The 24757-nt window shown below is 37.7% G+C and carries 27 protein-coding genes; 14 read left to right on the top strand and 13 right to left on the bottom strand.

The window, feature by feature from the left end:
* Positions 1–57: 57 nt before the first annotated feature.
* A complete protein-coding gene (locus HL290_RS12940; protein ID WP_198496678.1) occupies positions 58–729 on the bottom strand; it encodes a haloacid dehalogenase-like hydrolase in 672 nt (223 codons plus the stop codon).
* Between the two features lie 144 nt (positions 730–873).
* On the opposite strand from HL290_RS12940, the gene HL290_RS12935 reads away from it, so the two are divergent.
* The 4 genes from HL290_RS12935 to HL290_RS12920 all read left to right on the top strand — a co-directional run bounded on the left by HL290_RS12935 (position 874) and on the right by HL290_RS12920 (position 3510).
* Positions 874–1221 (top strand): DUF5991 domain-containing protein, encoded by a 348-nt coding sequence (locus HL290_RS12935; RefSeq protein ID WP_198496677.1) that lies wholly within the window; start codon positions 874–876, stop codon positions 1219–1221.
* A gap of 210 nt (positions 1222–1431) precedes the next feature.
* Entirely contained in the window at positions 1432–2055 is a 624-nt protein-coding gene (locus tag HL290_RS12930) for a hypothetical protein (protein ID WP_227602286.1), read from the top strand.
* 132 nt (positions 2056–2187) lie between these two features.
* Positions 2188–2832: a hypothetical protein gene (locus HL290_RS12925; protein WP_227602285.1), complete on the top strand. Its 645-nt coding sequence runs from the start codon at positions 2188–2190 to the stop codon at positions 2830–2832.
* 144 nt (positions 2833–2976) lie between these two features.
* Entirely contained in the window at positions 2977–3510 is a 534-nt protein-coding gene (locus HL290_RS12920) for a hypothetical protein (protein WP_198496675.1), read from the top strand.
* Positions 3511–3557: 47 nt separating this feature from the next.
* Here HL290_RS12920 and HL290_RS12915 read toward each other — a convergent pair whose 3' ends face one another.
* The gene (locus tag HL290_RS12915) at positions 3558–4901 is read right to left on the bottom strand and encodes an alpha/beta hydrolase (RefSeq protein WP_198078379.1); all 1344 of its coding nucleotides are present in this window, start codon (positions 4899–4901) and stop codon (positions 3558–3560) included.
* 210 nt (positions 4902–5111) lie between these two features.
* On the opposite strand from HL290_RS12915, the gene HL290_RS12910 reads away from it, so the two are divergent.
* Both HL290_RS12910 and parE read left to right on the top strand, forming a co-directional pair.
* Positions 5112–5693: a YqiA/YcfP family alpha/beta fold hydrolase gene (locus HL290_RS12910; RefSeq protein WP_003654140.1), complete on the top strand. Its 582-nt coding sequence runs from the start codon at positions 5112–5114 to the stop codon at positions 5691–5693.
* 14 nt (positions 5694–5707) lie between these two features.
* Complete coding sequence (gene parE, locus HL290_RS12905; protein ID WP_151744183.1) at positions 5708–7591, top strand: DNA topoisomerase IV subunit B; 1884 nt, start codon at positions 5708–5710, stop codon at positions 7589–7591.
* A 120-nt stretch (positions 7592–7711) separates the two neighbouring features.
* Here the strand turns inward: parE and HL290_RS12900 are convergent, their stop codons facing one another.
* Both HL290_RS12900 and alc read right to left on the bottom strand, forming a co-directional pair.
* Positions 7712–8215 (bottom strand): ureidoglycolate lyase, encoded by a 504-nt coding sequence (locus tag HL290_RS12900; RefSeq protein ID WP_004640030.1) that lies wholly within the window; start codon positions 8213–8215, stop codon positions 7712–7714.
* On the bottom strand, positions 8212–9222 hold the full coding sequence (gene alc / locus HL290_RS12895; RefSeq protein ID WP_198496674.1) for an allantoicase: 1011 nt from the start codon (positions 9220–9222) through the stop codon (positions 8212–8214). The genes HL290_RS12900 and alc overlap by 4 nt, the downstream gene beginning before the upstream one ends.
* Positions 9223–9421: 199 nt before the next feature.
* On the opposite strand from alc, the gene hpxO reads away from it, so the two are divergent.
* Positions 9422–10579: an FAD-dependent urate hydroxylase HpxO gene (gene hpxO / locus HL290_RS12890; RefSeq protein WP_198496673.1), complete on the top strand. Its 1158-nt coding sequence runs from the start codon at positions 9422–9424 to the stop codon at positions 10577–10579.
* Positions 10580–10632: 53 nt separating this feature from the next.
* On the opposite strand, the gene HL290_RS12885 is transcribed toward hpxO, so the two are convergent.
* The 5 genes from HL290_RS12885 to puuE form a co-directional block, all read right to left on the bottom strand.
* On the bottom strand, positions 10633–11358 hold the full coding sequence (locus tag HL290_RS12885) for an outer membrane protein OmpK (protein ID WP_198496672.1): 726 nt from the start codon (positions 11356–11358) through the stop codon (positions 10633–10635).
* 121 nt (positions 11359–11479) lie between these two features.
* Positions 11480–12847 carry a nucleobase:cation symporter-2 family protein gene (locus tag HL290_RS12880; protein ID WP_198496671.1) on the bottom strand — a complete coding sequence of 456 codons (1368 nt, stop codon included), beginning with the start codon at positions 12845–12847 and terminating at the stop codon, positions 11480–11482.
* Positions 12848–12871: 24 nt separating this feature from the next.
* The gene (uraH, locus tag HL290_RS12875) at positions 12872–13195 is read right to left on the bottom strand and encodes a hydroxyisourate hydrolase (protein WP_198496670.1); all 324 of its coding nucleotides are present in this window, start codon (positions 13193–13195) and stop codon (positions 12872–12874) included.
* Positions 13192–13695 carry a 2-oxo-4-hydroxy-4-carboxy-5-ureidoimidazoline decarboxylase gene (uraD, locus tag HL290_RS12870; RefSeq protein WP_198496669.1) on the bottom strand — a complete coding sequence of 168 codons (504 nt, stop codon included), beginning with the start codon at positions 13693–13695 and terminating at the stop codon, positions 13192–13194. Before uraD ends, uraH begins: the two co-directional genes overlap by 4 nt.
* A 99-nt stretch (positions 13696–13794) precedes the next feature.
* Positions 13795–14760 (bottom strand): allantoinase PuuE, encoded by a 966-nt coding sequence (gene puuE / locus HL290_RS12865; RefSeq protein ID WP_198496668.1) that lies wholly within the window; start codon positions 14758–14760, stop codon positions 13795–13797.
* 252 nt (positions 14761–15012) lie between these two features.
* Between puuE and HL290_RS12860 the strand changes: the two genes are divergently transcribed.
* The 4 genes from HL290_RS12860 to dsbD all read left to right on the top strand — a co-directional run bounded on the left by HL290_RS12860 (position 15013) and on the right by dsbD (position 18687).
* Entirely contained in the window at positions 15013–15363 is a 351-nt protein-coding gene (locus tag HL290_RS12860; protein WP_004640014.1) for an HPF/RaiA family ribosome-associated protein, read from the top strand.
* A gap of 153 nt (positions 15364–15516) precedes the next feature.
* On the top strand, positions 15517–16062 hold the full coding sequence (locus HL290_RS12855) for an ankyrin repeat domain-containing protein (RefSeq protein ID WP_056482112.1): 546 nt from the start codon (positions 15517–15519) through the stop codon (positions 16060–16062).
* A 12-nt stretch (positions 16063–16074) separates the two neighbouring features.
* Positions 16075–16842 (top strand): transporter, encoded by a 768-nt coding sequence (locus tag HL290_RS12850; RefSeq protein ID WP_198496667.1) that lies wholly within the window; start codon positions 16075–16077, stop codon positions 16840–16842.
* A gap of 18 nt (positions 16843–16860) precedes the next feature.
* Complete coding sequence (gene dsbD, locus HL290_RS12845; RefSeq protein WP_198496666.1) at positions 16861–18687, top strand: protein-disulfide reductase DsbD; 1827 nt, start codon at positions 16861–16863, stop codon at positions 18685–18687.
* On the opposite strand, the gene HL290_RS12840 is transcribed toward dsbD, so the two are convergent.
* Both HL290_RS12840 and HL290_RS12835 read right to left on the bottom strand, forming a co-directional pair.
* A complete protein-coding gene (locus HL290_RS12840) occupies positions 18682–19875 on the bottom strand; it encodes a GGDEF domain-containing protein (protein ID WP_198496665.1) in 1194 nt (397 codons plus the stop codon). The two genes, dsbD and HL290_RS12840, sit on opposite strands and share 6 nt — an antisense overlap.
* Positions 19876–20050: 175 nt before the next feature.
* Positions 20051–20962 (bottom strand): alpha/beta hydrolase, encoded by a 912-nt coding sequence (locus HL290_RS12835; protein ID WP_198496664.1) that lies wholly within the window; start codon positions 20960–20962, stop codon positions 20051–20053.
* 151 nt (positions 20963–21113) lie between these two features.
* Here HL290_RS12835 and HL290_RS12830 point away from each other — a divergent pair, with 151 nt between their 5' ends.
* Positions 21114–21551 carry a DUF2147 domain-containing protein gene (locus HL290_RS12830; RefSeq protein WP_198496663.1) on the top strand — a complete coding sequence of 146 codons (438 nt, stop codon included), beginning with the start codon at positions 21114–21116 and terminating at the stop codon, positions 21549–21551.
* A gap of 38 nt (positions 21552–21589) precedes the next feature.
* Here HL290_RS12830 and HL290_RS12825 read toward each other — a convergent pair whose 3' ends face one another.
* Together HL290_RS12825 and HL290_RS12820 are read right to left on the bottom strand one after the other, a co-directional pair.
* Positions 21590–21940, bottom strand: a complete 351-nt coding sequence (locus HL290_RS12825; RefSeq protein ID WP_198496662.1) for an arsenate reductase — start codon at positions 21938–21940, stop codon at positions 21590–21592.
* A 454-nt stretch (positions 21941–22394) separates the two neighbouring features.
* Positions 22395–23219 (bottom strand): exodeoxyribonuclease III, encoded by an 825-nt coding sequence (locus tag HL290_RS12820; RefSeq protein ID WP_005038000.1) that lies wholly within the window; start codon positions 23217–23219, stop codon positions 22395–22397.
* 38 nt (positions 23220–23257) lie between these two features.
* Here HL290_RS12820 and pyrE point away from each other — a divergent pair, with 38 nt between their 5' ends.
* Together pyrE and HL290_RS12810 are read left to right on the top strand one after the other, a co-directional pair.
* Positions 23258–23908, top strand: a complete 651-nt coding sequence (gene pyrE / locus HL290_RS12815) for an orotate phosphoribosyltransferase (RefSeq protein ID WP_004639998.1) — start codon at positions 23258–23260, stop codon at positions 23906–23908.
* 365 nt (positions 23909–24273) lie between these two features.
* A complete protein-coding gene (locus tag HL290_RS12810; RefSeq protein ID WP_198496661.1) occupies positions 24274–24648 on the top strand; it encodes a hypothetical protein in 375 nt (124 codons plus the stop codon).
* The last annotated feature ends 109 nt before the right edge of the window (positions 24649–24757 follow it).

The raw sequence follows: 24757 nt of genomic DNA, 5'->3' as shown, positions 1-24757 counted from the left end.
AATTGATCCTATAGCCTCTTTGGTTAATTAGTTGTTAGGTGGCTTCTAAAAATAATATTAATGTTCTAACTTTAAAACCCAATTTAATAGTTTTAAATTGTTGATTTTAATATTTTTAATTTTGTTGTTGTCACCATTAATTAAATAGGGGAGTTTGGCGCCCATCAAAATAGGAAAGTCATCTTCAATATCATCACTGTATGTCGCGAACCAAGGTTGATTGACATTAAGTTTATTCAATCTTCTTACTTTTTCTTCAGATCTACAATGTATTCCACTTACCCATCCACCTAGCCTCTTTTGCAAAGGAGTACCAATAATTTGTACATCTAGATTGATAGACCCGAGTAAAATATTTGCTAACTTTTCTGGTGCAGCTGTGGCAATAAACACAATTCTTCCACTTGCTAAATGATCTTTAACTTCTGTTATACCTTGCTCAAACCAATATAATGAATCAGAAGTAGTATCTTTTATATTATTGGAAAAAATTTTAAAGCTGTATTCTAATTCTTCTTCATTCAGACCGCAGGTTGCAATCCACAAATACAATGAAGCACCTCTAGATTTATATTTCTTGAATTTCATAAGAGGTAAAGCAATGGGAGTAACAATAAGTGTACCGATGAATCTAAGAAGATTAGATTTCAATTTATCCGTTAACCATGCCTTTGTAGAGTCACCCGAAAGTAATGTCCCGTCCAAGTCAAAAACAACGATTTCCTTCATATATTTCTCTAAATTTGGTAATAGTGATAAGAATTAATTTTCAAAAAGAATATTTTTAATAGTTATTTTATAAATTAATAAAATATTTTATTGTATTGTAATTTGGTTATAATACCTTGATCTGATTATTTATAAATTAATTAAATGAAATTTTTATTATTATTGCTGGCTCTTTCTGCTAACACACTTGCAAATGCTGATAAGTGGAATGGTACTTATCATTATTATAGTTCAGAAGAACTACCAGATGGAAATGTTGCGACGATAGAATCAGTTTTAACATTAACACCAAAAAAGTGTGTGTACTCTATTGCTGGCTTTCAGGTTGATAAATCTTATATATGCAAAGTGACAGAGAAAAATAACGAACTATATTTCTTTAAAGTTCAAAGTGGTGAAAAGTTAGGAAAAGTAGTCTTTAAGAAAGGAAAATATTATCTTTATTCCGATGAAGTTTTAGATATCAAAGATAATCTATTTTATAAAGATTAATAATTGATATAGGCCTTTTATAACCTTTTCTATTTTCTAATATCTGAGAAATAAAAAAGATTTAAAATTTTATTAAACAAGCCCAACATAAGTTTTCTTTTTCTTTATAGCTCATTATTAACATTCAAGCATATGGTTCGTTATATCTAAGATGAAGCTTTTAATCCCTAAGTGATGAAGATATTGATGGAAGTGGTTGTGGGATAGAATATGAATATGTTTGAAATATTTAAACGAAAGATAACGGAAGGTACAGGATTTAATATGAAAAAGACTTTTATATCAATTTTTTTATTGAGCGGAATTATTTTTAGTTTTAATATATACGCAAATGACGATACTTTTGTAGTTTCAGCGAAATGTAAGGATGAATATAATTCTAGTTGTGACATTGTGAGAACTATAAATTCTCAGAATGAAATAGTTATAAAAGATGTCAAACTTTTAAATATTTCAAAAATAAATAAAAACTTATATAAAGTAAAAACATCTTGTGGGTCTCCATGTTTAGTTACGCTTTTCTATAGTCAAAATAAAGAGGATTCTACAGACGAATTTATTGCTATTGATAATAAAAATAATTGTTTAATTGAAAGTGATAGTCAGAAAAAAGTCATTTATGCAAGAAAATTGTTTACAAATAAGCCTAGAAAAATTGCCGATTTAAAAACTAAAGAATTTAATGGTTTACTACAAAGATTTGATTATTATAGCTATTTTAAGGAGGAAAGTTTTTTTTCACCTGATGGTAGTTTAAATTTAATTGCAAATGATTATGGGGAAATATTGGTTAAAAAGAAAATAAAAAATCCTTGTGGTGGTGTTGGAAAATAATTTATTTAGTGCCTTTAATTGATAGAAATACTAATTTTCTTATCAAGTCTAGTATAAGTGTTAAAAAATTAGTATCAGAATTAATTTCTGGATGGAAAATTGAGTCTTTTGATGATTAAGAAATTAGTGTTCATGGTTGTAGAGAAAAGCATAAACGTGATTGAAGATTTAAAAAACAAAATTATAGAATTTTATTTATTTAATATTAATAAGTTAACTGTTTTAGCTCTTACATTTTGTGGATTTATTATTGGTTCAACTGTTTATGCAAAAAATACATTTAATGTTGAATTGAAATGTAAAGGGCATGATCAGGAATATTGTGATGTCGTAAAAAATTCTGATAATAAAACTAGTTTTATTTTAAGAAACATGAGATATCCTGAGGTTGAAAAAGTGAACGAAAATATTTTTCATACTTATGGTAGTTGTGGCTCACCATGTCAATATCACTTTTTCGTAAGTAAAGTAGAGGAAGATCAGACTAAAGAGTTTATTGCTTTAGATAAAAATAATAATTGTTTAATTGAAAGTGATTCTAAAAGGAATTTTATATATGCTAAAAAGTTATTTAACAGAAATAAAAAAATAATAGCTAATTTAAATGATAAAGAATTTAATGAAATTCCAATAGATATTGCTATATATAACTCATTTCAAGAGAGGTCATATTTTGATGATCAAGGACAATTACATTTAGTAGCCATGTTGGCAGATTTTGATAAAAATGGTGATAGCTTATACTTTAATAAAATAGTTAAGAAAGCTTGTGAATAATAAAATGAATGATTGCGGTGGTAAATATTTTTTAGTTAATTTGAGTGCAATCAAAAAAATATTATTGGATTTATAAAAGATAAGCTTGAATGTAAGATAGCGGCAGATTTTTTGAAAATTTTAGAATAAAGGTCTAAGTTAGTAATGAAACTATTAAAGATAGCAGTAGTGATATATCTTTTATTAAATAGCATAAATTTATATGCAGAAAGCGCCAAAGAATGTATGAAGTATTGGAGTAAACCTGCAGTACAAGTGAGTGTACTGCCAGATATTCAATGCCCTGATGTCTGGGATGATAGTTTTAGGCCAGAAAATAAAAAATTAGTAAAACGAATAGGATTTAATCTAAAAGATAAAAATTGGATTTCTACTGGATCTTGTAGCCATGTCCAGTATAGAACTAAAGACTATTATATTTATTGGGCTGATATGAAAAATAATAAAACTGATCTTATTGTGATTTATAGTCCTAATAATTCATTTGCTTACTCAAGAGCATTAGATCAAACAAAAATTCAAGAAGGGTTCAAAATAGAGGATTATGTCGACGTAAATTTGTCTTGCGGTAAAATAGGGGAAGATATAAATATTATATCTGTCTTAAATGGATATTTACTTAAGGAAACATCGATTAAGAATATTTCTAAATATAAACTTTATGACAGATTTAAATGATTGAAAAATATAAAATCTAAAAAAGCCCAACATAAGTTGGGCTTTTTTTACGTCTCTACAATCCCTTCCAAATCTTCGAGAGTATAGTTCGGCATATCAATAATATGAGTTTGAATACCTTCTTGCACATAATCATTCGCATGAGGATATAACCAGCGTGTGATCTGTTCAGCGACGCTCGAATGATACTGAATTTCAAAGTGATTTAAGCCATAAAATACGGCTTTATGCGAATCTGGAACTTTAAGCTGAAAACGTGGATTAGGATGTTCACCCAGTGCGCTTTTCACACTTACCAAGTAGTCACCAATCACAGTAAGCGCTTTATTGCGTACTTTTTCAAACTCGAGTGTTCCTGCCACTAAAAAAGTATTGATATGGGAAGGCAAAGGAGCAGGGGCACGATTATCATCCATCATACCAATTCGGGCATCCATATATTCCCAGTCATCATCACGAACACTACCGTGGCGTAAGTCTAAAATACCGTTACTGCGAATATTAACCAGTTGACCAAGTAAACCTACAAAAGGGAACGCGCCAAGTTTATCTTGTATGGTAAAACCAAAGCGCTCCAAGACCGCGCCATGATGTGGGGAACCAATACACACCAGGTTCTCGACCATATGAATCCATTGGTACATATTTTGTTTACCGTAGAACAATGCACTACGTGAAACCAGTCCACCCATACTATGGCCAATCACATCAATGCTGGTAATTCTTGGATTATTTTTTACGAGATCTTCTAATAAATTTGAAAAACTGCGACCATTGGCCGAAATACGTCGACCTGTATTGTAATTTAAATACAGCATGGTGTTATGGTCACGCTGGGCTAATAGGCGCTCTCCAATTCCACCATAATTGGCGTTTGACCAAGTCAGATGATTCATACACAAACCGTGAACCATAATTACAATACGGCCTGCAAGCTCACCTTGCTGTATAGCTCCGTAGTGATCGTATAGCACCATTGGTAGGGCGAGAGGACTATGTTGTTTAAGTAAGTAATCTCCAAAAACACCATTCAAAATTCCCACCAAAAAATGTAGGCTTGGGGTGAGTGGTTTTTCGTGAAGTGTTGGATATTTTTCAATAATGCGACGCAAACCGGGTGCTAAAAAATAACGACCATATTTTTGTAAAGCGCCATAAGAAAATTGATATGCCTTTTGCACAAATGGTCGTTTTTGAAAGTTTTTAGCGTTTTGTGTGCTAATACCAAAAGCATTTTTTAAGACTTCAATATTAATAACTTGTATTAATTCATGTACACCATTTAAGCTGGTGCTGAACAGTTGAGCTAAACCTTCAAGTACGTCTGCCTGACTCGGTGGCGTACGATCCCATTTACAATAAGTTTCATGTAGTGGTGTTAAGCTCGGCATATCTTTTCCCCATATACGTTATAACCGACGTTTTAAGCTGTACTTTTTATCAACGGCAGTAAACGTTTCCATCTTAGTAGTTTAAATAACACATTTTTTTAAAATACTGATGAATGGTTAGTTGAGTGGTTTTTCTTGTCTAACAATTGTGCTTTTCTATACAAACTGAGAACAAAATTGTGAATTTAGTCTCAATTTAGAGGGAAATATATGAATATTATCTACCTCCATGGTTTTAATAGTAGCTCTCTTTCGATTAAAGGATTGAGCTTAAGGCAGTATTGTAGCGAATTAGGGATTAATGTGCATTTGCCAAATCTCAATAGATCTCCAGATCAAGTGGTTGAGCAAGTTTCAGAGCTTATTGAAAGTCTGGATGATGTTGCACTTGTAGGTAGTAGTTTAGGTGGTTTTTTTGCGACATACTTTGTCGCGAAATATAATATTCCGGCTGTACTGATTAACCCTGCTATGCAACCATGGAAGTTGTTTGATGAGTTATTTCAGGTTGAAAGCATGCCCTATGTGGTGAATGATCAATGGTCGATTGATCATGTTCAGCTACGACAGTTGCAGCAACTTGAACTGAAACAGCCTGAAAATGCCGACAAAATACTCGTCTTGTTGCAACAAGGCGATGAAATTTTGGATTATCGTCAAGCACAACGCTATTATAGTGCTGCAACGCCATCCTCATTGATTTTGACGGATGCTCATGGCAATCATGCTATGGAAGATTTTGAAGAAAAATTACCGTTAGTGATCGAATTCTTTGCGCACACCATCAAATAAGGAAAACGTACAACGTGACACAATATACGGCTCAATCGCTTGAAGTCCTTTCCGGTTTAGACCCTGTTCGTCGTCGTCCAGGGATGTATACCGATACGACTCGACCTAACCATTTAGCTCAGGAAGTTATTGATAATGCTGTTGATGAAGCATTAGCGGGTCATGCCGACAAAATATGTGTCACGGTTTATAAAGATGGTTCATTGTCTGTTGAAGATAATGGCCGTGGTATGCCAGTCGATATTCATCCTGAATATGGCCAATCTGGTATCGAAATCATTCTGACCAAGTTACATGCTGGCGGTAAATTCAGTACCGATAACTACCAGTTTTCTGGTGGTTTACATGGTGTGGGAATTTCAGTTGTAAATGCTTTATCAACACGTGTTGAGGTCGAAGTACAACGTCAGGGCAACCTCTACCAAATGGCATTTGAGCAAGGGGAGCCTGTTGCGCCTTTAGCCGTGCTAGAGGGTAAGGCACCAAAACGTGCGACAGGTACGACCGTACATTTTTGGCCTGAAACTAAATATTTTGATAGTCCGAAATTCGCTTTAAAAGCCCTTAAACATAATTTAAAAGCCAAAGCTGTTTTAGCCGCAGGCTTAAAAATTATTTATATTGATCAAATTAATGATGAAAAAATCGAATGGCAATTTGAAAATGGCCTTGTCGATTATTTGATGGATGAGTTGCAAGACCGCGAAATTTTGCCGAATCCCGCTTTTGTGAGTAATGGTCAGGCTGATCGTGCGGCGTGTGAATTTGCAATTTGCTGGAATGTAGAAGGTGGTGAGCAGGTTCAAGAAAGTTACGTGAACCTGATTCCAACTGCACAAGGCGGAACCCATGTGAACGGGTTACGTTCAGGGGTAACCGAAGCATTACGTGAGTTCTGTGAGCTGCGTAACTTGTTGCCACGTAATCTCAAACTATCCGCAGAAGATGTTTGGGATGGTGTGAACTATATTTTGTCACTCAAGTTCCAAGAACCACAGTTTTCAGGTCAAACCAAAGAGCGCCTTTCTAGTCGAGAAGCATCTAATATTGTTTTAAATATTGCCAAAGATGCTTTTTCACTTTGGTTGAATCAACATGCTGAAATTGCCATGCAACTGGCAGAAATGGCGATTTCTAAAGCGGGTCGTCGTTTAAAAGCCGCGAAAAAGGTTGAGCGTAAAAAGATTGTTTCTGGCCCTGCTTTACCGGGTAAGTTGGCAGACTGTGTGGGACAAACTCGTGAAGACAGTGAGTTATTTATTGTCGAGGGTGACTCTGCGGGCGGTAGTGCCAAGCAAGCACGCGATAAAAACTTTCAGGCCATTATGCCAATTCGTGGAAAGATCTTAAATACGTGGGAAGTTTCTTCAGATGAAGTGCTGGCTTCTCAAGAAGTTCACGATATTGCGATCGCAATTGGGGTAGACCCAGGTAGCGATGATTTATCCGAGCTACGTTATGGCAAAGTTTGTATTTTGGCCGATGCGGACTCCGATGGTTTACATATTGCCACTTTGTTATGTGCGCTATTCGTTAAACACTTTCCGACACTGGTGGAAGAAGGCCATTTGTATGTGGCGATGCCACCATTGTTCCGTATCGACATTGGTAAAGATGTCTTCTACGCCTTAGATGATGATGAGCTCGAAGTCATCTTGAAAAATGTGAAAGGCAATCGTAATCCGCAAATTACCCGATTCAAAGGATTAGGTGAGATGAACGCGATTCAGCTACGTGAAACGACTATGGATCCAAACACACGCCGCTTGGTGCAGCTCGACCTTGATGATGCTCATTTTACGGCAGGTTTACTCGATAAATTACTTGCCAAAAAACGTTCAGCGGACCGCAAGCAGTGGCTTGAGCAGAAAGGTAACTTAGCCGATATCACCGTTTAAAAGAGAATTAAAAAAAAAACCCGCTTAATAGGCGGGGTTTTTATGTAAACCTAGATTATTGGAAATCACCACAACAATTGCTGTCATTAAACTAAAATAGACAGATCTGTATATTTTAATTTAGACCGTAATTTTTATAGCGTGTGGAAATTGAAAAACATCACAATTCGCTCCGCCTCCAATTCGATCCACTACTGCAAAATCACTCGGTGCTTCAAAGGTAAGCAAAGGATGATGCCATGTACCTGCCCGATAATTTATGCTTTGCTTTCCATTTGAAACAAATGCACATAACTTTGAAATATCGGGAGTATTCTCGTCCAAAGCAGGTGCCACAATAATTAAGAACTTTTGCTGTTGTAATGGAATAAATGCCTGAGAGCCTTTCGGATGACGCTCTAGCATCGAAATTTCTAAAGGTAAAACGCTGGTCTTAATATTACGAAAAATACTAATTCCCGCTTTTGCTTCACCTTCAATTTCTGTTTCAACGAGCGCGTGGTAGCGCTCGGTGTGTGCATCATTAATATGAAAAAAGTCATGCCCGTCACAACAAATGACTTCTCCGAATGGCTGAAAGCTCTCAATGGTTAAGGGCTGAATTTGGACATTATTCATGATCATGACTGGGCAATTTTCCCCCATAAACGGACACGGCTAATACCACCATCTGGAATCATGTTGATACGAATATGAGAGATTTTTTCATGCTGTAAAATCTCATTCACATATTCATGAATATGGTCCATTTGCATAGGTTGAGCTTCAAGTAAATAAGCCCAGAACATACTCTGTGGAATCAGCTGTGCATCGGTTGCATTTTCAAGGTAAACCGCCTGAATGGATACTTGGGCAGGGAAATTACCTTTAAAGTGAGCTGTATCAATTTCAAGCTTATCAATTTTCCCGCCTTTACCTAGAGCAAGAATACACCAGTCATAACCCGGAGCTCGGCGGCGTTTGGTTTCCCATCCATCGCCCATGTTGACGCCACGGCCAGGGTTAATCAAATTACGCGGATGTCCAAAGTGCGCATCGCTATAGGCAACTACGCGGCCACCATTTTCAAGGGCTAATAAATCAAGAGTTTGCTCGCTATCAGTCACCTGAATATGAACGTCTCCATAGACACGTAAACGAGCAATACCACCATCTGGGAAAATATTGAGGCGTATATGAGTGAAAAGTGCATCATTATTGACCATAAAAATATGATGCTGGCTTGGGCCTAGTTCAGTATTTTCTAAAACACTCTCCCATTTTGCTCCTGTAAGGTCACCATTTGGTGCATAACAAGCTTCTAATGATGCAGAAGCGGGATAATTTCCTGTGAAAAAGCTGGTATCAATATCAAGTGCACTGATTTTTCCACTTACACCTAGTTTTACAATGCACCAGTCATAGCCTGCATGACGCTTACGACGCGTTTCCCAACCGTCCATCCATTTGCCGTTGTCATCGAATTTATCTTCAACAAAAACAGGTGCTTCAAATTGCAGCATACGCTTTGCTTCTGCAAAGAAATCATCTGAACACTCAATGACTTGTGCACCAATTCGGGTATCTGCCAAATTGGTTTTCGTATTCAAAATTTCAGGAAGTTCAAAAGCTGGAGCGTGCAGTGTTGCCATAATGGAGTATCCGTATTTCTTGTTAAAAACATGATTTTTCATTTAAAACTGCGCCAACACGGAGCGTGCTGAGACGAGTTTTACACGTAAATATATAAGCATGGTGCATGCCAGTTTTGTGGAAAAGCTAAATAAATTTTGAACGATGGCATGTTTTTAGCATAAGCACCCTATAGGTGAATATCTATAGGAGAGTGTTATGAATGTGGTGATTATTGGTGCGGGAATGGGAGGTCTAACCACAGGCATTGCATTAAAGAAATTTGGTCATCAAGTTCGTATTTATGAGCAAACAGAGAAGATTCTTCCTGTGGGTGCTGCCATTTCATTGTGGTCAAATGGCGTAAAATGTTTGAACTATCTTGGATTAACCGAGAAAATCGCCCAACTTGGTGGACAAATGGACGATTTGGCTTATGTAGATGGTTTAACTGGAGACGTGATGACACAATTCAGTTTACTGCCATTAATTGAAGAAGTAGGGCAAAGACCTTATCCGGTTGCACGTGCAGATTTACAAAATATGCTGATGGATGAGTTTGGCCGAGATCAAATTTATTTAGGCAAAAAAATGGTCAGCCTCGAAGACAACGCTGATTATGTCGAGGTGCATTTTGCTGATGGTAGCTCTACACAAGCCGATTTAGTGATTGGGGCAGATGGCACTCACTCAATTACACGGGCCTATGTGTTGGGCCAGCAAGTACAGCGCCGTTATGCGGGTTATGTGAACTGGAATGGTCTGGTTGAAATATCTGAAGATTTGGCTCCAGCACAGCAATGGACCACCTATGTTGGGGAAGGTAAGCGTGCTTCTCTGATGCCGGTTGCAGATGGGAAATTCTATTTCTTTTTAGATGTGCCTTTACCAGCAGGTTTAGAAAATAATCGAGATGACTATAAAAAACTTTTAAAACAATATTTTGCTGATTGGTGTTTGCCAGTACAGCAACTCATTGAGCGCTTAGACTCGCAAAAAACCAATCGGGTAGAAATCCATGACATTGAACCGTTTACACAATTTTATAAAGGTCGTGTAGTGATTTTAGGTGATGCCGCACACAGCACGACACCTGATATTGGGCAAGGCGGTTGCCAAGCGATGGAAGATGCTATTTATTTAGCGCGTTCTTTGCAAATTAATACTTTAGGTGTTGAAGATGCTTTACGTCGCTATCAAAACAAACGTAATGAACGTGCCAATGAGTTAGTACTTCGTGCACGTAAACGTTGTGATGTGACCCATATGAAAGATGAAAGCGTTACTCAAGCGTGGTATGCAGAATTACGCCGTGAACAAGGTGGACATATTATGCAGGGGATTATTAGCAATATTGTGGGTAATCCACTCGACTAAAACAAAAACAGCAAGGACTTCTCCTTGCTGTTTCAAGCTTCTAAATCATAATTTTAGAAGTGGTATTTAACCAGTGCACTGACGTTGTTTTCGTCTCGTCCTTGAAGGCCAAATTTATTATTCCATACAGAGTGCTCTATACCTAGGTATAGACGCGTATCAGGAGAAATGTGTTTACCAACATTCCATTTCCATTGTGTTGTCCAGTTCAACTCGCTGGCATGGTCGCCTTCAGCGGTTGACCAGTCAAGGAAACCATCTACCAAGAAATCTTCAGATGCGATTTTAAATGGAATGCCATAAACAAACGTCATTTGATAATCGTCGTCAGTTTTGTCATTATCCGCACGGTAGAAGTTTAAATTTGCATATTGGAAATATGGGATATTTAAGTCAACTGCAAAACCATACAAGAAATTGTTGAAGTTATTACCACTTTCCCTATTTCCTTCCCAAGTAGTACTAATGAGTACATCTTTGATTGGGCCATACGACAGTTTTTTGCCTGACACTTCGCCTAAGCTTAAACGTGGTGATAATTCAAAATATGTACTTTTATGATCATCTTCGCCACGCATGTGGTCCATGAAGAAAAATACATCAGCGTATTTAACTTTCGCTGCATATTCCAAAGTAATCGTGGTTTCTTTGTCATCTACTACTTCATAGTTTTCACCATAAAGTCCAGTCACACTAAAATCTTGCCAGATTGGTTTTGCCTGAACCATGGCAGTTGCAGATAACAAGGCACAAGTCGCCGCAAGTTGCTTTAATTGCATTTAAATGATCTCCCCCCAAATAAAGCACGCTAAGGATACAGTGTCTTAAGCAAAAATGAAGCCAAATTTGATCAACGGTTAAAAAAAGGCCCACCGAAGTGGGGCGCTAAAAACTAAATCTTTAATGTGTATTTCTGGTATTTATTGTTTGGCTTAAATGAGGGGTACGCGAGCTGCGAAATGTAGGTAAATGATTAAATAATAAATTCAACAAGATAGCAAAGATACAAGTTGAACTAATGCCCGAATGGAACAAAGTTTGTACCCAAATTGGGAAATGAGCATAAAATTCATGGTTAATAATTGGGATCATCCCTGCTGATAAAGCGGTCGCGACAATGATTAAATTTTTCTGATCGTTATAATCTATTTTTGCCAAAGTGCGAATTCCACTTGCTGCAACCGATCCAAATAAGACCAAACCTGCACCACCAAGTACGGGCATTGGAATCGCGGCAATCAAACGACCCATAATAGGGAGTAGACCCAAAATAATCAGAATGACACCGCCTGCTGCCACCACAAATCGGCTTTTTATACCTGTAATCGCAACGAGTCCAACATTTTGGGCAAAAGCGCTTTGCATAAACGAACCAAAGATAGGGGCGAAAGCACTTGAAAACATATCTGCACGTACACCATTGGCGATACGTTTAGCATCTACTTCCGTTCCTACAATGTCTCCGACAGCAATAATATCGGCTGTGGTTTCCGTCATAATGACTAAAGTCACAATCAACATCGACAAGATTGCGCTGAGCTCGAAAGTCGGTAAGCCAAATGCAAATAAGTGTGGAAATTGCAGCCATGCGCCTGAGCTTACCTGACTAAAATCACCAAAGCCCATAAAATAGGCGAGGGCAGTACCAGCAACAATAGCCAATAAAATCGATAAGCGACGAATGCTGGCTTGCGGCAACATATTTAAAACAATCACAATGCCTAAGGTTAGTAAGGCCAAAGAGATATTTTCTACACTTCCCCAGTCGGGTGCTTTATTGTTACCACCCATCATCCAGCGAACTGCGACGGGTAACAGAGATAAACCAATAATTGTGATGACGCATCCCGTTACAACAGGCGGGAAAAAACGAATAATTTTTGAAAAATAAGGCGCAAGACATAGGCCAATCAGAGACGCAGCAATGACTGCGCCATATACAGCAGGTAAGCCTCCACCTGTGGTGATAATTGCGACCATGGTTGCAACACCTGCAAAAGACACGCCCTGAACTAAAGGTAATTTTGCGCCTAGATATTTGGTTCCGATCGTTTGAATCAGTGTTGCCAATCCACCGACAAATAGAGCAGCAGCGATTAACATTCCGACTTGTGCTGAGCTTAATCCAGCCGCTGTTCCAATAATAAGGGGCGGTGCAACAATGCCACCGTACATGGTAAGCACGTGTTGTAACCCGTAAGCAAAACTTTTGGATATTCCTAAATATTCATGCTCTGGAGAAATCGCATTCTTTTGCCGATGATTCATATTTTTCTCCTCGTTATATTTGAGTTAGCTACCGCGATAAGTGGAGTAAGCAAACGGGCTAATCAGTAAGGGAATGTGGTAATGCTGATTAATGTCTTCTATAAAAAATTGAATGCAAACACGCGGGAAAAAAGTTTTGACTTTTAGTGATGAAAAATAAGGGGCGATTTCGAACTCAAGTTGATAAGCACCCTCTGCAAACTCTCTTATTCCAAAATCACTCACACGCCCATCCTGGCTCGTGGTTGCGGTCGCAATCAGCTCATGGGTTTCTGCATGAAACAACTTCACTTCTACGTGTGCAGCTGGTTTGCCTAAATTCGTATCTAAAATATGAGTGCTGATCATGCTTGTATTTCCTGAGATAGACGTAATAGAGCAATCGCTGCGAGTTGCTCATGTACAATTATTTTTTCGATAGCTAAGTCATGTTGTAAACGTTCATGTAGCTTTTTTAAAATCTCATCGCTACTGAGGCCCGCTGCTCTAATTAAAAAAATAAAGCCAAACTTTTGTTCATAATCGAGGTTGCCTTGCAGCAGAGCTTGCTGCGTTTTTTCATCTAGAGAAATGCCAGCTTGTTCTTGATTTGAAAAATCTTGCTCTTTTGCATTGAGTTGCTTTTTTGCCTGCCGTTCACCAATTTTTGGGTGAGTTGCTAAAGCTGCTTCTATCTCTTGCCATGACCACATTTGACTTAAATTTTCTGCATATTCCAAAAGAGATGTTTTTGATGAATAAGGCCGTTCTAAGATGATTTTTTCGGCCCATGTTGGAATGTGGACACAGTTTTTTAACAAAGTCTTGAGTTGTTCGGGTGGGGCTTGATTAAACTCGGCTAAAAACACTGTTATTCCTAAACTCATTGTCGTGATATAGAGTTTTAGCAATAACAGTGCCAATAGCTGTTAATCAACAGTTTAAGAATTTAAAAATTTAAAAATCAATTATTCAGTTATGTGATTTTTATACCAATGTTCAGCAATATCCTGACGACGGCATACCCAGACACGATCGTGCATTTGAATGTAGTCGAGAAATTTTTGTAAGGCTTTAAAACGACCCGGATGCCCTAAAATACGGCAATGCATTCCAATTGACATCATTTTTGGTGCAGTTTCTCCCTCTGCATACAACACATCAAAACTATCTTTTAAATATTGAAAAAACTGTTCTGAATTATTAAATCCACCTGGTGAACAGAACTTCATATCGTTACATTCTAAAGTATAAGGAATAATTAAATGGGCTCGGGATGCACCCGCAGCATCGGTAAGTGTGGTCCAAAAAGGCAGGTCATCACCATAATAATCAGAGTCATATTGTATTTGTGGGAACTCTGCAAGTAACTGACGAGTATTGGGGCTGTCACGTCCGGTGTACCAACCTATCACTTTATTTTCAAACAAGTTTTCTAAAAAAGATAGGGCCTGTTCCATGTGCTGTTTTTCTACTTCAATATCGGTATCTTGATAGTGAAGCCAGCGGTAGCCATGAGACACTACATCATAATCAGCTTGCTTAATGGCTTCTACAATATAAGGATTGCGGGCAAGCGCCATTGCAACTCCAAAAATGGTCATTGGAAGCTTGCGCCGTTCAAACTCACTATGAATGCGCCAAAATCCAGCACGTGAACCATATTCGTACATTGAGTCCATCGACATGTGTTTAGCTGGGTAGCTTGCAGCACCAATGATCTCTGATAAAAACTGTTCCGAACCTTCATCGCCGTGCTCAATATGTTTTTCGCCACCTTCTTCATAATTAAGCACAAATTGCACAGCAACCTTGGCATTATTAGGCCATTTAACCTGTGGGGGCTGTCCGTGATAACCGATTAAATCACGTGAATAAGGAGACTTTTGAATTTGCTCAATGAGCTCGGCGCCAGATAGATAAGATTCGGTCACGATTGCTCTCCTTTTGTTCAATTTTTCATAAATATTTAAAAAATCAGCTTGCATATTTTTATAGATGGACTGATATTGAAGATATGAAGATCTTCAAAATAAATTAAAAGCAGTACGTTTAAGTCAGGAGATAACAAACCATTACACCATCAAAATGTACAATTGAAGTCAGTTCATGCATGCTTAAAACATGCCAACATAAAAAAGTTTTGCATAGAAAAGATCCACAGTAAGAAAGAGAGGATGGTATTTATGAATATAGAAATCCGTACAGATAAAAACATCCATAATAGCGAACGTTTAATTACTTATGTACGTGCAGAACTTACTCAAGAATTCCAACGTCATAGCGAACGTATTACGCATTTCTCGGTTCATTTTAGTGATGAAAATGGGGACAAAAGTGGTGACAAAGATATCCACTGTATGATTGAAGCACGTCCTTCAGGTTTGAAACCAGTTGCAGTGCACCATAAAGCAGGAAATATTGATGCTTCAATTCATGGTGCAATTGAAAAATTAAAACGTAGCCTCGAACATACTTTTGAGAAAAAAGAACACCCGAGAGGTGGGCAACCAGAATTCATTGATGATGAAGTTTAATTGAAAACGGTAAAAAGCCCTTCGGGGCTTTTTTTATATCTGATGAAAATAAAACTATTCACAACATTAGGTTTGCAATGCAATGCAATCAACCTCTAAAATCTGGAGAAGAGATTAGGCATAATAGCCCTAATATATTTTTGAGAGATGGTCATGTTAACCACCCAGCAGCAAGCTTTAATTAAAGCCATAGAAGAATTAGAACTCGCGCAAGTGCAAAAATTACTTGCTGAAGGACTTGATCCGAACTTTATTGATCCGGAACAGGGGCCACCTGTATCAATTATCTGTGACGGAATTTTTAAATGGTGGGAAAATGTATCGGAAGCTTATGAAGCAGGTACACCATTATCAAAAGAAGAAAAGCAACAAGCGTTACAGGTTTACCTTGAGATTCTCGAAGCTTTGATTCAGGCTAAAGCCAATGTACATCTTTGGGATGCAGAAGAGTTTTACGGTCCATTATGGGATGCTGCAAGCTCGGCATGTGCGCCAGCTGTTCAGCGTTTACTCGATGAAAAAGTTGATCCAAACTCACGTGATGAAGAAGGACTCACTATTTTATCTTCAATCAGTCAATTGTTCTTTGATTGTGAATTTGATGAAATAGATTGGTCAGAATCGCTTGAAGAAGAGCGTGAAACATTAGAATTATTGCGCCGTCATGGGGCTAAAATGACAAAAGAATTAACTGCTTGATTGGATATTAAAATGAAAATAGTACAAATTTTAACTTTTGCTCTCACCACTGTTGCTGCAGGAAGTACTTTTGCCGCAGAGTTCTCGTTTGACCGCCCAGGGGCAGGAATGGGGACGGGTATTACCCCTGTAGGGAATTTGGCTTGGGAGCAAGGTTTACCTAGCGCAACTTATACAGAGTCGACTATTGATGGTGTTAAAGAAAAGACTGTAACTGTAAATGAGGATATGTTGTTCCGTACAGGTTTGGGTCGTGACTTAGAATTACAGTTAGGATGGCAGGGTCCAGCATGGACTCAAACCAAACGTGCGGGTAAAAAAACTGACAATTCAGGTTTTGGTGACGTAAGCATCGGTTTAAAAAAAGCGATTGATTTAAAAGATGACAGATTGTCTATGGCGGTGTTGGCTGAGGCCGTCATTGCAACCGGAAATGATGAATTTACGGCACATGACGACATTTATAGCCTTACCTCTGCGGTAGCTTACGAATATAGTGATTTAGTGGGTACTTCAATTACCATGCGTTATGAAGTGCAAAATAGTGATTGGGCTGTAACAGCAATCCCAACGATTGATTATAAAATCGCAGGTAAACTTTCAGGATATTCTGAGTTTATTTACCGTAAAGCTGAAAGCCAAGACTATGAATATGGTCTAGGCACAGGTTTAGTTTATGCAGTCAATAATCGTACTCAGCTCGATGCAAGCATAGGAGTCGATTTGAACGGTCAAGACAAGAGCTATAACGGTGGCTTAGGCGTGGCATTCTTGTTCTAATCAAAGCAATTTAAATTTATGTTAATGAAAAAGCTTATACATCAGGGAATTCTTTATTTTCTAGCAGTTATTGTTTGTGTATTTAGCCAGTTGGTTTCTGCACAAGACAAGTTGCTGTCACCCGAACAAGCTTTTTCATTTTCGGTTGAATCTTCTGAGCCGCATACTGCGAGTTTATCTTGGCAGATTCAGCCAAATTACTATCTATATCAGCATAAATTTACCGTACAACAAGGTACTCAACCTTTAGCTTTAAAGTTACCTAAAGCTGTTGCTCAATATGATGAAAATTATGGGCAAAGTCAGGTTTACTACCATCAAGTTAATTTTCAAATTAAGACAAAGCCTTCAGAACACTACAGTGTGACTTGGCAAGGTTGTGCCAAAGACCGTATTTGCTACCCACCTCAAACAATTGAGTTTCAAACTGATGCAGATGGCTTGGTGGGTGTGCAAAACCAAGCAGGAACAGCGCAAAAACGATTGTTGGATTTAGCAAATACGCAACCAAATGCCTCTTCAGATTCAGAATCTTTAGAAAAAGAGCAGAGTACACAGACGGCTGTTGATACAACTACACCACAAATTGCACAAGATCAGATCTGGTCTGCGAAGTTAATTGAACACTCACTTTGGTATGGGATTTTATTATTTCTAGGTTTAGGCATGCTGCTCGCATTTACGCCATGTTCTTTACCGATGCTTCCTATTTTAACTTCGTTGATTATTCGAGAGCATAAAGGTTTAAAAGCTTGGGTGATTGCACTTACTTTTGTCTGTAGTATGGCATTAGTTTATGCAGGCTTGGGTTTAATTGCTTCTTCAGCAGGCTTAAATTTCCAACGCTGGTTACAACAGCCTGCGACTTTAATTGCTTTTAGTTTGCTGTTTATAGTATTTGCTCTGAACCTATTTGGCTTGTTTGAACTTCGTTTGCCGCAAACATGGTTAAACCGACTTGACCGCATTCAGTCCATGCAACAAGGCGGCACTTTGATTGGTGCTGGCGTCATGGGTGTGGTTTCTGCGCTCTTGGTGGGTCCTTGTATGACTGCACCTCTGGCTGGAACATTATTATTTATTTCTCAAACACAAAACCAATGGCAAGGAGCTTTGCTTCTGTTTTGTTTGGGATTTGGGATGGGGATTCCCTTATTACTCGCGAGCATATTAGGTGCAAAATTTTTACCTAAAGCTGGCGACTGGATGCATCAGATTAAAGTGATTTTTGCTTTCCTGATGTTGGGTTTAAGCCTTTACTTTATTCGTCCTTTATTACCTGATTGGGGCATGCAAGTACTTAGTTTAGTACTAGGTCTCGCTTTTATAGCCTATGCTGTTTATCAGTTTTTCTGGAAAAAAGGGCAGCTACAATGGCTCTATGCGATTTTATTGTTAATCGTTACACCTTTTGTAGCCTATAACCAGTATCAACATATTCATAATCGAAATTTGCAAAGTTCTGATCACATGGCTGAGTGGCATGTTGCGGCTAGCGCGGCAGACTTCCAAAAGATTTTAGCGGCTGCCCCAGCTGATCGGGCTATTGTAGTTGATGTTTATGCAGACTGGTGTGTTGCCTGCCAACCGATTGAACACCGTATTTTAAAAGCACCCGAGGTTCAATCTGCTCTTGCACCATATTATTTAATTAAGCTTGATTTGAGCCATTATGATCAGTCACATGAGGCTCTACTGAAACAATGGAACATTTTAGGGCCACCGACCTATTTATTCTTAAGCCCAGAGCAAAAAGAAATTCGTGCGTTGCGTTTAACTGGTGCCTTTAGCCAGCAAGAACTTTTACAGCAACTCGCTAGTTTGGCAAAACTAAAAGAATCATAGCGTATTAACAGCCTCAGTCTGATGAAATGTACGTACCTGATTACGTCCTGAGGCTTTTACGGCATAAAGCACTTGGTCTGCCTGCCGAATAACAAGATATGGATCCTTTGCAAATGCTGAACTACTTATTCCAAAACTTGCACTAATATGAATGGGATTATTTTGAGTACTAAAAACTGGCAGTTCTTCTAGAGCATGGCGGCAGCGCTCAGCAATTTTTTCTGCTTGAATAATATCGGTATGGGGGAGTAGTAAAATAAACTCCTCTCCACCAAAGCGACCAATAATATCTTCACTACGCAAGTTTTTTGACAGACATTGAGCAATTTCAATTAAGACCTGATCTCCTTGATGATGTCCGTATATATCATTAATTTTTTTAAAGTGATCAATATCAAGAAGTACGACCGCATAATCAAATTGCTGTTGATGCATTGACTCCAAATGAGTATTTAAACTACGCCTGTTTAATACATTGGTTAATGGGTCGAGTTGGCTTAGGCGTTGAATATAAGTTTCGCGCTGACGCCATTGGGTGAGTAATATTTCAAATAAAATAAAACAAGCCAATAAAATGGGCATAATAAAAAATGCCATACTCCCTAACCAAAAGGGGTTAGTTTGAGCACGTTGCATATCAATAAGATTAAATAACGGCGCATAAGGTAAAGTACCTCTCATGCTTAAATAAGTACATACCGCTAAAATAATGGTCGCAGGTATAAGGGCGCTATAAACAATTTTTCGGTCGAATAACACGAGTCCCACACCAATGGTACCGACATAACCCACCATGGTTGCAGGGCTAATGCTGCCAATTAAATATCCATCGTGGCATAGCATGAGTGCAAAGAATTGCACGCTAATAAATGGAATTACTTTTTGAGCCCATTCTTGGTTTTTGTAGAGGTAGCAAGGAATAATTACTAAGACTAATACAAATAAGGTGAATAGATGTAACCAGATTTGCGACTGAACGAGAGGTAAATTTGTCCATTGCCAAACACTTGGCGTAATTAAAATATAACCTTTCCATAAAATCCAACTAAAATTCATTACAAAGCTAAGTGTGAGCATGAGTGCGCTTTTTTGTAATGGCGTCCAGTTAATGATGTGATTATTGTGGATGAAATCGATTATCACCTGTTTTGTTTTATGTATGGGATGAGTGATTAAACGACTTTTCATAATAAGTAAGGGCTCCTAAGTACAGATGCCTCTTTTGTTAGACTATCCTAAAATTGGATTGTTTAAATAATTTATATTTTAAACATAACATGATTTTGAATTTAAATATGATGACTTTTTATAAAGAAAATAATGTGAAAAGTTTTATTCACTGTTCACATCATTTATAGATAAATTAAGTTTTATCGAGTTCATGAGCAAATTCAGCAATATCTGCCAAAGCTTGTTTTGCTTCATCAAACCATGCATTAAACATCTGGAAGTTATGCCACATACCTGTATAAAGTTTGAATTGAACTTTAACACCTGCATCTTCGGCTTTTTCTCTAAAACGCTTGGCATCGTCTAATAATATTTCTTTAGAACCTACTTGAACCAAAGTCGGCGGTAGGCCATGCAAGTCATCGAAAATAGGCGAAACACGTGGGTCATCGGCTGTAATCTGATTGCCAATATAATGTTGGATCCCTGTTTGCAGGGCTTCAAGCGAAAGCAGGGCATCATGTTTCTGGTTAAATCTTAATGATTCGCTTGTCAGCGTTAAATCTAAAAAAGGCGACAATAAAATAAGACCACTTGGCATGAGCTCAGGTTGTTCTTTTAAGCGTAAACAAAGTGCTAGTGCTAAATTCGCTCCGCACGAATCCCCCGATAAAATAATATCTTTTGGCTGAACACCTTGTACTACTAAAGATTGATAGATGTCATATAGAGCTTCGGTTGCCTCAGGGTATGGGTGTTCAGGCGCAAGTGGATAGTCCACATGAATAACTTGCATTTGGGTGCGAGCAGCCAAATCTGTCATAAAAGCATGGTGTGTTTTGACACTGCCAAGAAAAAAAGCACCGCCGTGAATGTGAAAAATCATTTGAGTAGCATGATCTTGTGGTTTGATTTCTTCACCTTTAATGCCTGCCAGCCGAATCGGGCGCACAGAAACATTTTTTTGTCGTGGAAAAGCACGACACATTTGGTCTAAAACAGGACGTAAGGCAGTAGGCGGTAAATTTAGCTGACTTGGCTTGCGAATTGTTGTTTTAAGAAAAGTTTCTGTAAAGTAATATTTCCAAACATTTGATATATTCATAGAGCATCCATTTTTATGCTAGTTTCTTGTTTTCTTGTAAATTTTATTTTGCAAGATTACAAGGTTACACGAAACAGTCACATTCAAAAATTGCAATATCTTTGCGACTTCTGAATACTAAAATCTTGAAAGACCCAAGGATATTACAAAAATGAAAAAGATTGCTTTAGCTTTAGGACTCATTGGTATGGCTGCATTTGCCAATGCGGCTGATTCACTCAATGGAACGGTATGGAAAACAATTGATGATCAGACCAATAAGCCAAAAGCCGTAGTTAAATTTACGGAACAGAAGGATGGAACCTTAACTGCAACCATTCAAAACATTTTGACACCAGGCGAAGAAAACGTTTGTACAAAATGTGAAGGTCCGTACAAAAACAAACCACTTAAAGGTGTCACCATTGTACATAATTTAAAAAATGTAGGTGATAACAGTTATGAAAACGGTACGATTTTAGATCCTAAATCTGGCAAAACTTACAAATTGAAAGGTGAGTTAACAGATGGCGGTAAGAAGCTTAAATTACGTGGATATATTGGCGTTTCTGCACTTGGTCGTAACCAAACATGGATTCGCGCTAACTAAAAGTTTTAATAAAAAAACGAGCCAAATGGCTCGTTTTTTTATGCTTGGATATTTTGATATATCGCTTCATCAAAACCGACGATAAAACCTTGAGAGGTTTGTAAAACTGGTCTTTTAATTAAACTTGGTTGAGCAATAAGTGCTTCAATAAGATGGTCTTCACTGCTTAACGCATGCGTTTGTTCTTCTTCTGATAGCTTACGCCAAGTGGTTCCTTTTTTGTTTAGAACCGTGTCTTGTCCAATTTCTTTTAACCAAATTTTTAGGGTATCTACATCAATCCCTTGTTTTTTATAATCATGAAAATCATAGTTAAGCCCTTTAGCTTGCAAGGCATCAAATGCTTTTTTCATTGAATTACAGTTTTTGATTCCATAAATTTTTAACATTTTATCGGACCATGTCAAAAAGAGAGAGCACACAGCCTAACCCAAAAAGCATTTGAGCACTACTTTATACAGATACTTTTAAAACAAATGAAAAATTATGATTAATCGAAAGAGAAATGTCATGTTATTGTCATAAGACAAGGCGATAATGAGCTTAATAAGAAGAAGTTAAAACTAAAAGAACTTAGCGCAAAAAATAAGAGATTGAAAAGAGAAAACCCGCATTTAATCATCCTGATCATGCGGGTCTCATTTCAACGTCCAATGTCACATCCTTGCAAATAAACTTATCATAAGTTTATTTTATCTTCCTACGGCGTCCTATCCTTTTGCGTCATCCTGACTGCTTCCCTGTGCCGTGCAGCTATAATGCCGTTAAAGTTGTGTAAGAAAAATACTCAAAAACGACATATGCTGTAAGCGAAAACGACAATGCAAGTGAACGAGTGTTCACTTACTCTTGAATTTTATAGTCGATGATAACGGGTGCATGGTCGCTAAACCATTGATCTTTAAAGACCCAGGCATTGGTTGTACGTGCTTTCCAGTCTGGTGAGCAGGCTTGATAGTCAATACGCCATCCTACATTTTTTGCACGAGCTTGACCGCGATTTGACCACCATGAATAAAGTTCTGCTTCTGCTCGAACTACACGGAAGGTATCAACATAGCCAAGTTCATCATAAATATGGTCAAGCCATGCACGTTCATGCGGTAAACAGCCAGATGATTTTTGATTACCTGACCAGTTTTTAATATCAATCCGTTTATGAACGATGTTGTAGTCACCACAAATGATCACTGACTTATTTTCATCACGCCATTGCTTCAAGATTTTCGCGTATTCACCTAAAAATAAATCTTTACGTGCTTGCGCTTCTTCACCACTTGAGCCTGAAGGTAAGTATAATGATGCAATATGTACTGGATGTGACAAACCTAAATCGAATTCAGCAGAAATAAAGCGACCTTGACTGTCAGCCAACTCAAACCCTAAACCATCTTTAACAGAGACGAAGGGTAGGCGGCTATATATGGCAGTTCCTGCGTAACCTGCACGCTCTGCTGGAAAGAGATGGGTATGCCATCCTTCGGGTCTAAATTTTTCAGTCCATTGTTCATGGGTAATGCGGCTTTCCTGCATGCATACGACATCGGCATCTGATTGTTCTAACCATTCAAGTAAGCCTTTCGTCACCGAAGAACGCAAGCCATTTACGTTAATGGAAACGACTCGAAGAATTTTTACATCACTTGGATACTGATCCTTTGGTATCATGCGAAAATTTAACCTCAATTGTGAATTTGGAGCACCTCATGACAACGCCTGTGTCATTTAACCCGCAAGCATTTATCGAACTCGCATTATCACGCGGTGTGCTTAAATTTGGTGAGTTTACTTTAAAATCTGGACGCGTGAGTCCTTATTTTTTTAATGCAGGCCTACTCAACGATGGTGAAGCTTTATCTCTTTTGGCACAAGGCTATGCCGATAAATTAACACAATGCCAAAATGTTGATGTTATTTTTGGACCAGCTTACAAAGGCATTCCGTTTGTAGCAGCGACTGCTGTTGCCTTGTCGCAAGTACACAACAAAAGTGTGCCATGGGGCTTTAACCGTAAAGAAGCAAAAGATCATGGTGAAGGTGGTGTTTTAGTTGGTGCTGCGGTTGAAGGTAAAAAAGTCTGGATTATTGATGACGTAATTACCGCAGGTACAGCCATTCGTGAAGTCGTAACGATTTTGAAAAATGCTGGTGCAACTATCGCTGGTGTTTTAGTTGCGCTAGATCGTCAAGAACGTGGTCAAGGTGAACTTTCTGCAATCCAAGAAGTTCAAAAAGAATTAGAAATTCCTGTGCATGCACTCATTACTATGAAAGATTTAATGGATTATTTAGATGCGAAAGGCGAAAAAGAAGCGCTAGCAAATATGCAAGCTTATCGCGAGAAATACGGAATCTAAGAGTTAGGTGTGGAAAAGGAAGCTGTGGCTTCCTTTTTTATAATTTAATTATTGAGTTGATCTAATGGCATTGATTAAATGATAGTCATTTGGGTGGAAATCATAAAAAAGCCGTTTAAGAGCACTGAGCCTTATAATGATTTAGACTAAGTTTTTGATTGTTATACGGAAGATTTAATAATTTCGTATAAGCTGTATTATGTTAATTTGACTTTGTTGCACAAACCTACCGATAAGGTCTATGACATGGAAGTGAAGTTCAAAACCGAAATGAATGAGTACCACTATAAGCCTAAAATCTCATTCAACGGCTCAGCAACAGAATGCTATACTAAGTTATCCGAAGCTTTACAAAAACTTATAAAATGAAAAAGATCCTAATTAGCCTACTTGCTATTTCAGCAATCAGTACAATTCAAGCGAAAGAATATCCAAACTATGCAGATGAAAAGAAATATTTACAGATGCTAGAAAAAGTTTACCCACAATTAGAAATCATTGTTCGTGGTAAATTGATATTGAATAACGCTGAAAATGATGTAAAGGTTCTGGTCAATAAAGATAAAAAAGAAGTGTGTTCTATGGCAAATGCAGTTATAAACGCTGACAACATTATTGTAAATAACACAGTCCATGAGTCTTATTTTGAATCAACAAACTATCTCCAAAATTTTATGACTTCAGAAGGTGCTGATAATCTAAAACAAGAATTACGGTTATCAGGCTTTAAGTGTGATTAAAATGAAAATTAAGTACTTACACAAAATTTAGAACAGTCCCAAGGCCCATAAATAGGGCCTTTCGATCATCTGATTAACATAAAATCTCTTATGCGAATCACTTCTTACA

The sequence above is a fragment of the Acinetobacter sp. AC1-2 genome, assembly GCF_016124155.1.
GTDB classification, from domain to species: domain Bacteria; phylum Pseudomonadota; class Gammaproteobacteria; order Pseudomonadales; family Moraxellaceae; genus Acinetobacter; species Acinetobacter calcoaceticus.
This window is presented reverse-complemented; position numbering and strand designations above follow the sequence as displayed.

Coding starts and splice junctions, on each gene's coding strand:
- HL290_RS12925 (WP_227602285.1), top strand. CDS start 2,188: ATGGTTGTAGAGAAAAGCATAAACGTGATTGAAGATTTAAAAAACAAA.
- uraH (WP_198496670.1), bottom strand. CDS start 13,195: ATGATCAGCACTCATATTTTAGATACGAATTTAGGCAAACCAGCTGCA.
- HL290_RS12825 (WP_198496662.1), bottom strand. CDS start 21,940: ATGTTAAAAATTTATGGAATCAAAAACTGTAATTCAATGAAAAAAGCA.
- HL290_RS12860 (WP_004640014.1), top strand. CDS start 15,013: ATGAATATAGAAATCCGTACAGATAAAAACATCCATAATAGCGAACGT.
- hpxO (WP_198496673.1), top strand. CDS start 9,422: ATGAATGTGGTGATTATTGGTGCGGGAATGGGAGGTCTAACCACAGGC.
- HL290_RS12840 (WP_198496665.1), bottom strand. CDS start 19,875: ATGAAAAGTCGTTTAATCACTCATCCCATACATAAAACAAAACAGGTG.
- HL290_RS12855 (WP_056482112.1), top strand. CDS start 15,517: ATGTTAACCACCCAGCAGCAAGCTTTAATTAAAGCCATAGAAGAATTA.
- HL290_RS12930 (WP_227602286.1), top strand. CDS start 1,432: ATGAATATGTTTGAAATATTTAAACGAAAGATAACGGAAGGTACAGGA.
- alc (WP_198496674.1), bottom strand. CDS start 9,222: ATGGCAACACTGCACGCTCCAGCTTTTGAACTTCCTGAAATTTTGAAT.
- HL290_RS12850 (WP_198496667.1), top strand. CDS start 16,075: ATGAAAATAGTACAAATTTTAACTTTTGCTCTCACCACTGTTGCTGCA.
- HL290_RS12830 (WP_198496663.1), top strand. CDS start 21,114: ATGAAAAAGATTGCTTTAGCTTTAGGACTCATTGGTATGGCTGCATTT.
- HL290_RS12900 (WP_004640030.1), bottom strand. CDS start 8,215: ATGATCATGAATAATGTCCAAATTCAGCCCTTAACCATTGAGAGCTTT.
- dsbD (WP_198496666.1), top strand. CDS start 16,861: ATGTTAATGAAAAAGCTTATACATCAGGGAATTCTTTATTTTCTAGCA.
- HL290_RS12910 (WP_003654140.1), top strand. CDS start 5,112: ATGAATATTATCTACCTCCATGGTTTTAATAGTAGCTCTCTTTCGATT.
- HL290_RS12940 (WP_198496678.1), bottom strand. CDS start 729: ATGAAGGAAATCGTTGTTTTTGACTTGGACGGGACATTACTTTCGGGT.
- pyrE (WP_004639998.1), top strand. CDS start 23,258: ATGACAACGCCTGTGTCATTTAACCCGCAAGCATTTATCGAACTCGCA.
- HL290_RS12820 (WP_005038000.1), bottom strand. CDS start 23,219: ATGATACCAAAGGATCAGTATCCAAGTGATGTAAAAATTCTTCGAGTC.
- HL290_RS12885 (WP_198496672.1), bottom strand. CDS start 11,358: ATGCAATTAAAGCAACTTGCGGCGACTTGTGCCTTGTTATCTGCAACT.
- HL290_RS12835 (WP_198496664.1), bottom strand. CDS start 20,962: ATGAATATATCAAATGTTTGGAAATATTACTTTACAGAAACTTTTCTT.
- HL290_RS12880 (WP_198496671.1), bottom strand. CDS start 12,847: ATGAATCATCGGCAAAAGAATGCGATTTCTCCAGAGCATGAATATTTA.
- HL290_RS12920 (WP_198496675.1), top strand. CDS start 2,977: ATGAAACTATTAAAGATAGCAGTAGTGATATATCTTTTATTAAATAGC.
- HL290_RS12915 (WP_198078379.1), bottom strand. CDS start 4,901: ATGCCGAGCTTAACACCACTACATGAAACTTATTGTAAATGGGATCGT.
- HL290_RS12810 (WP_198496661.1), top strand. CDS start 24,274: ATGAAAAAGATCCTAATTAGCCTACTTGCTATTTCAGCAATCAGTACA.
- HL290_RS12935 (WP_198496677.1), top strand. CDS start 874: ATGAAATTTTTATTATTATTGCTGGCTCTTTCTGCTAACACACTTGCA.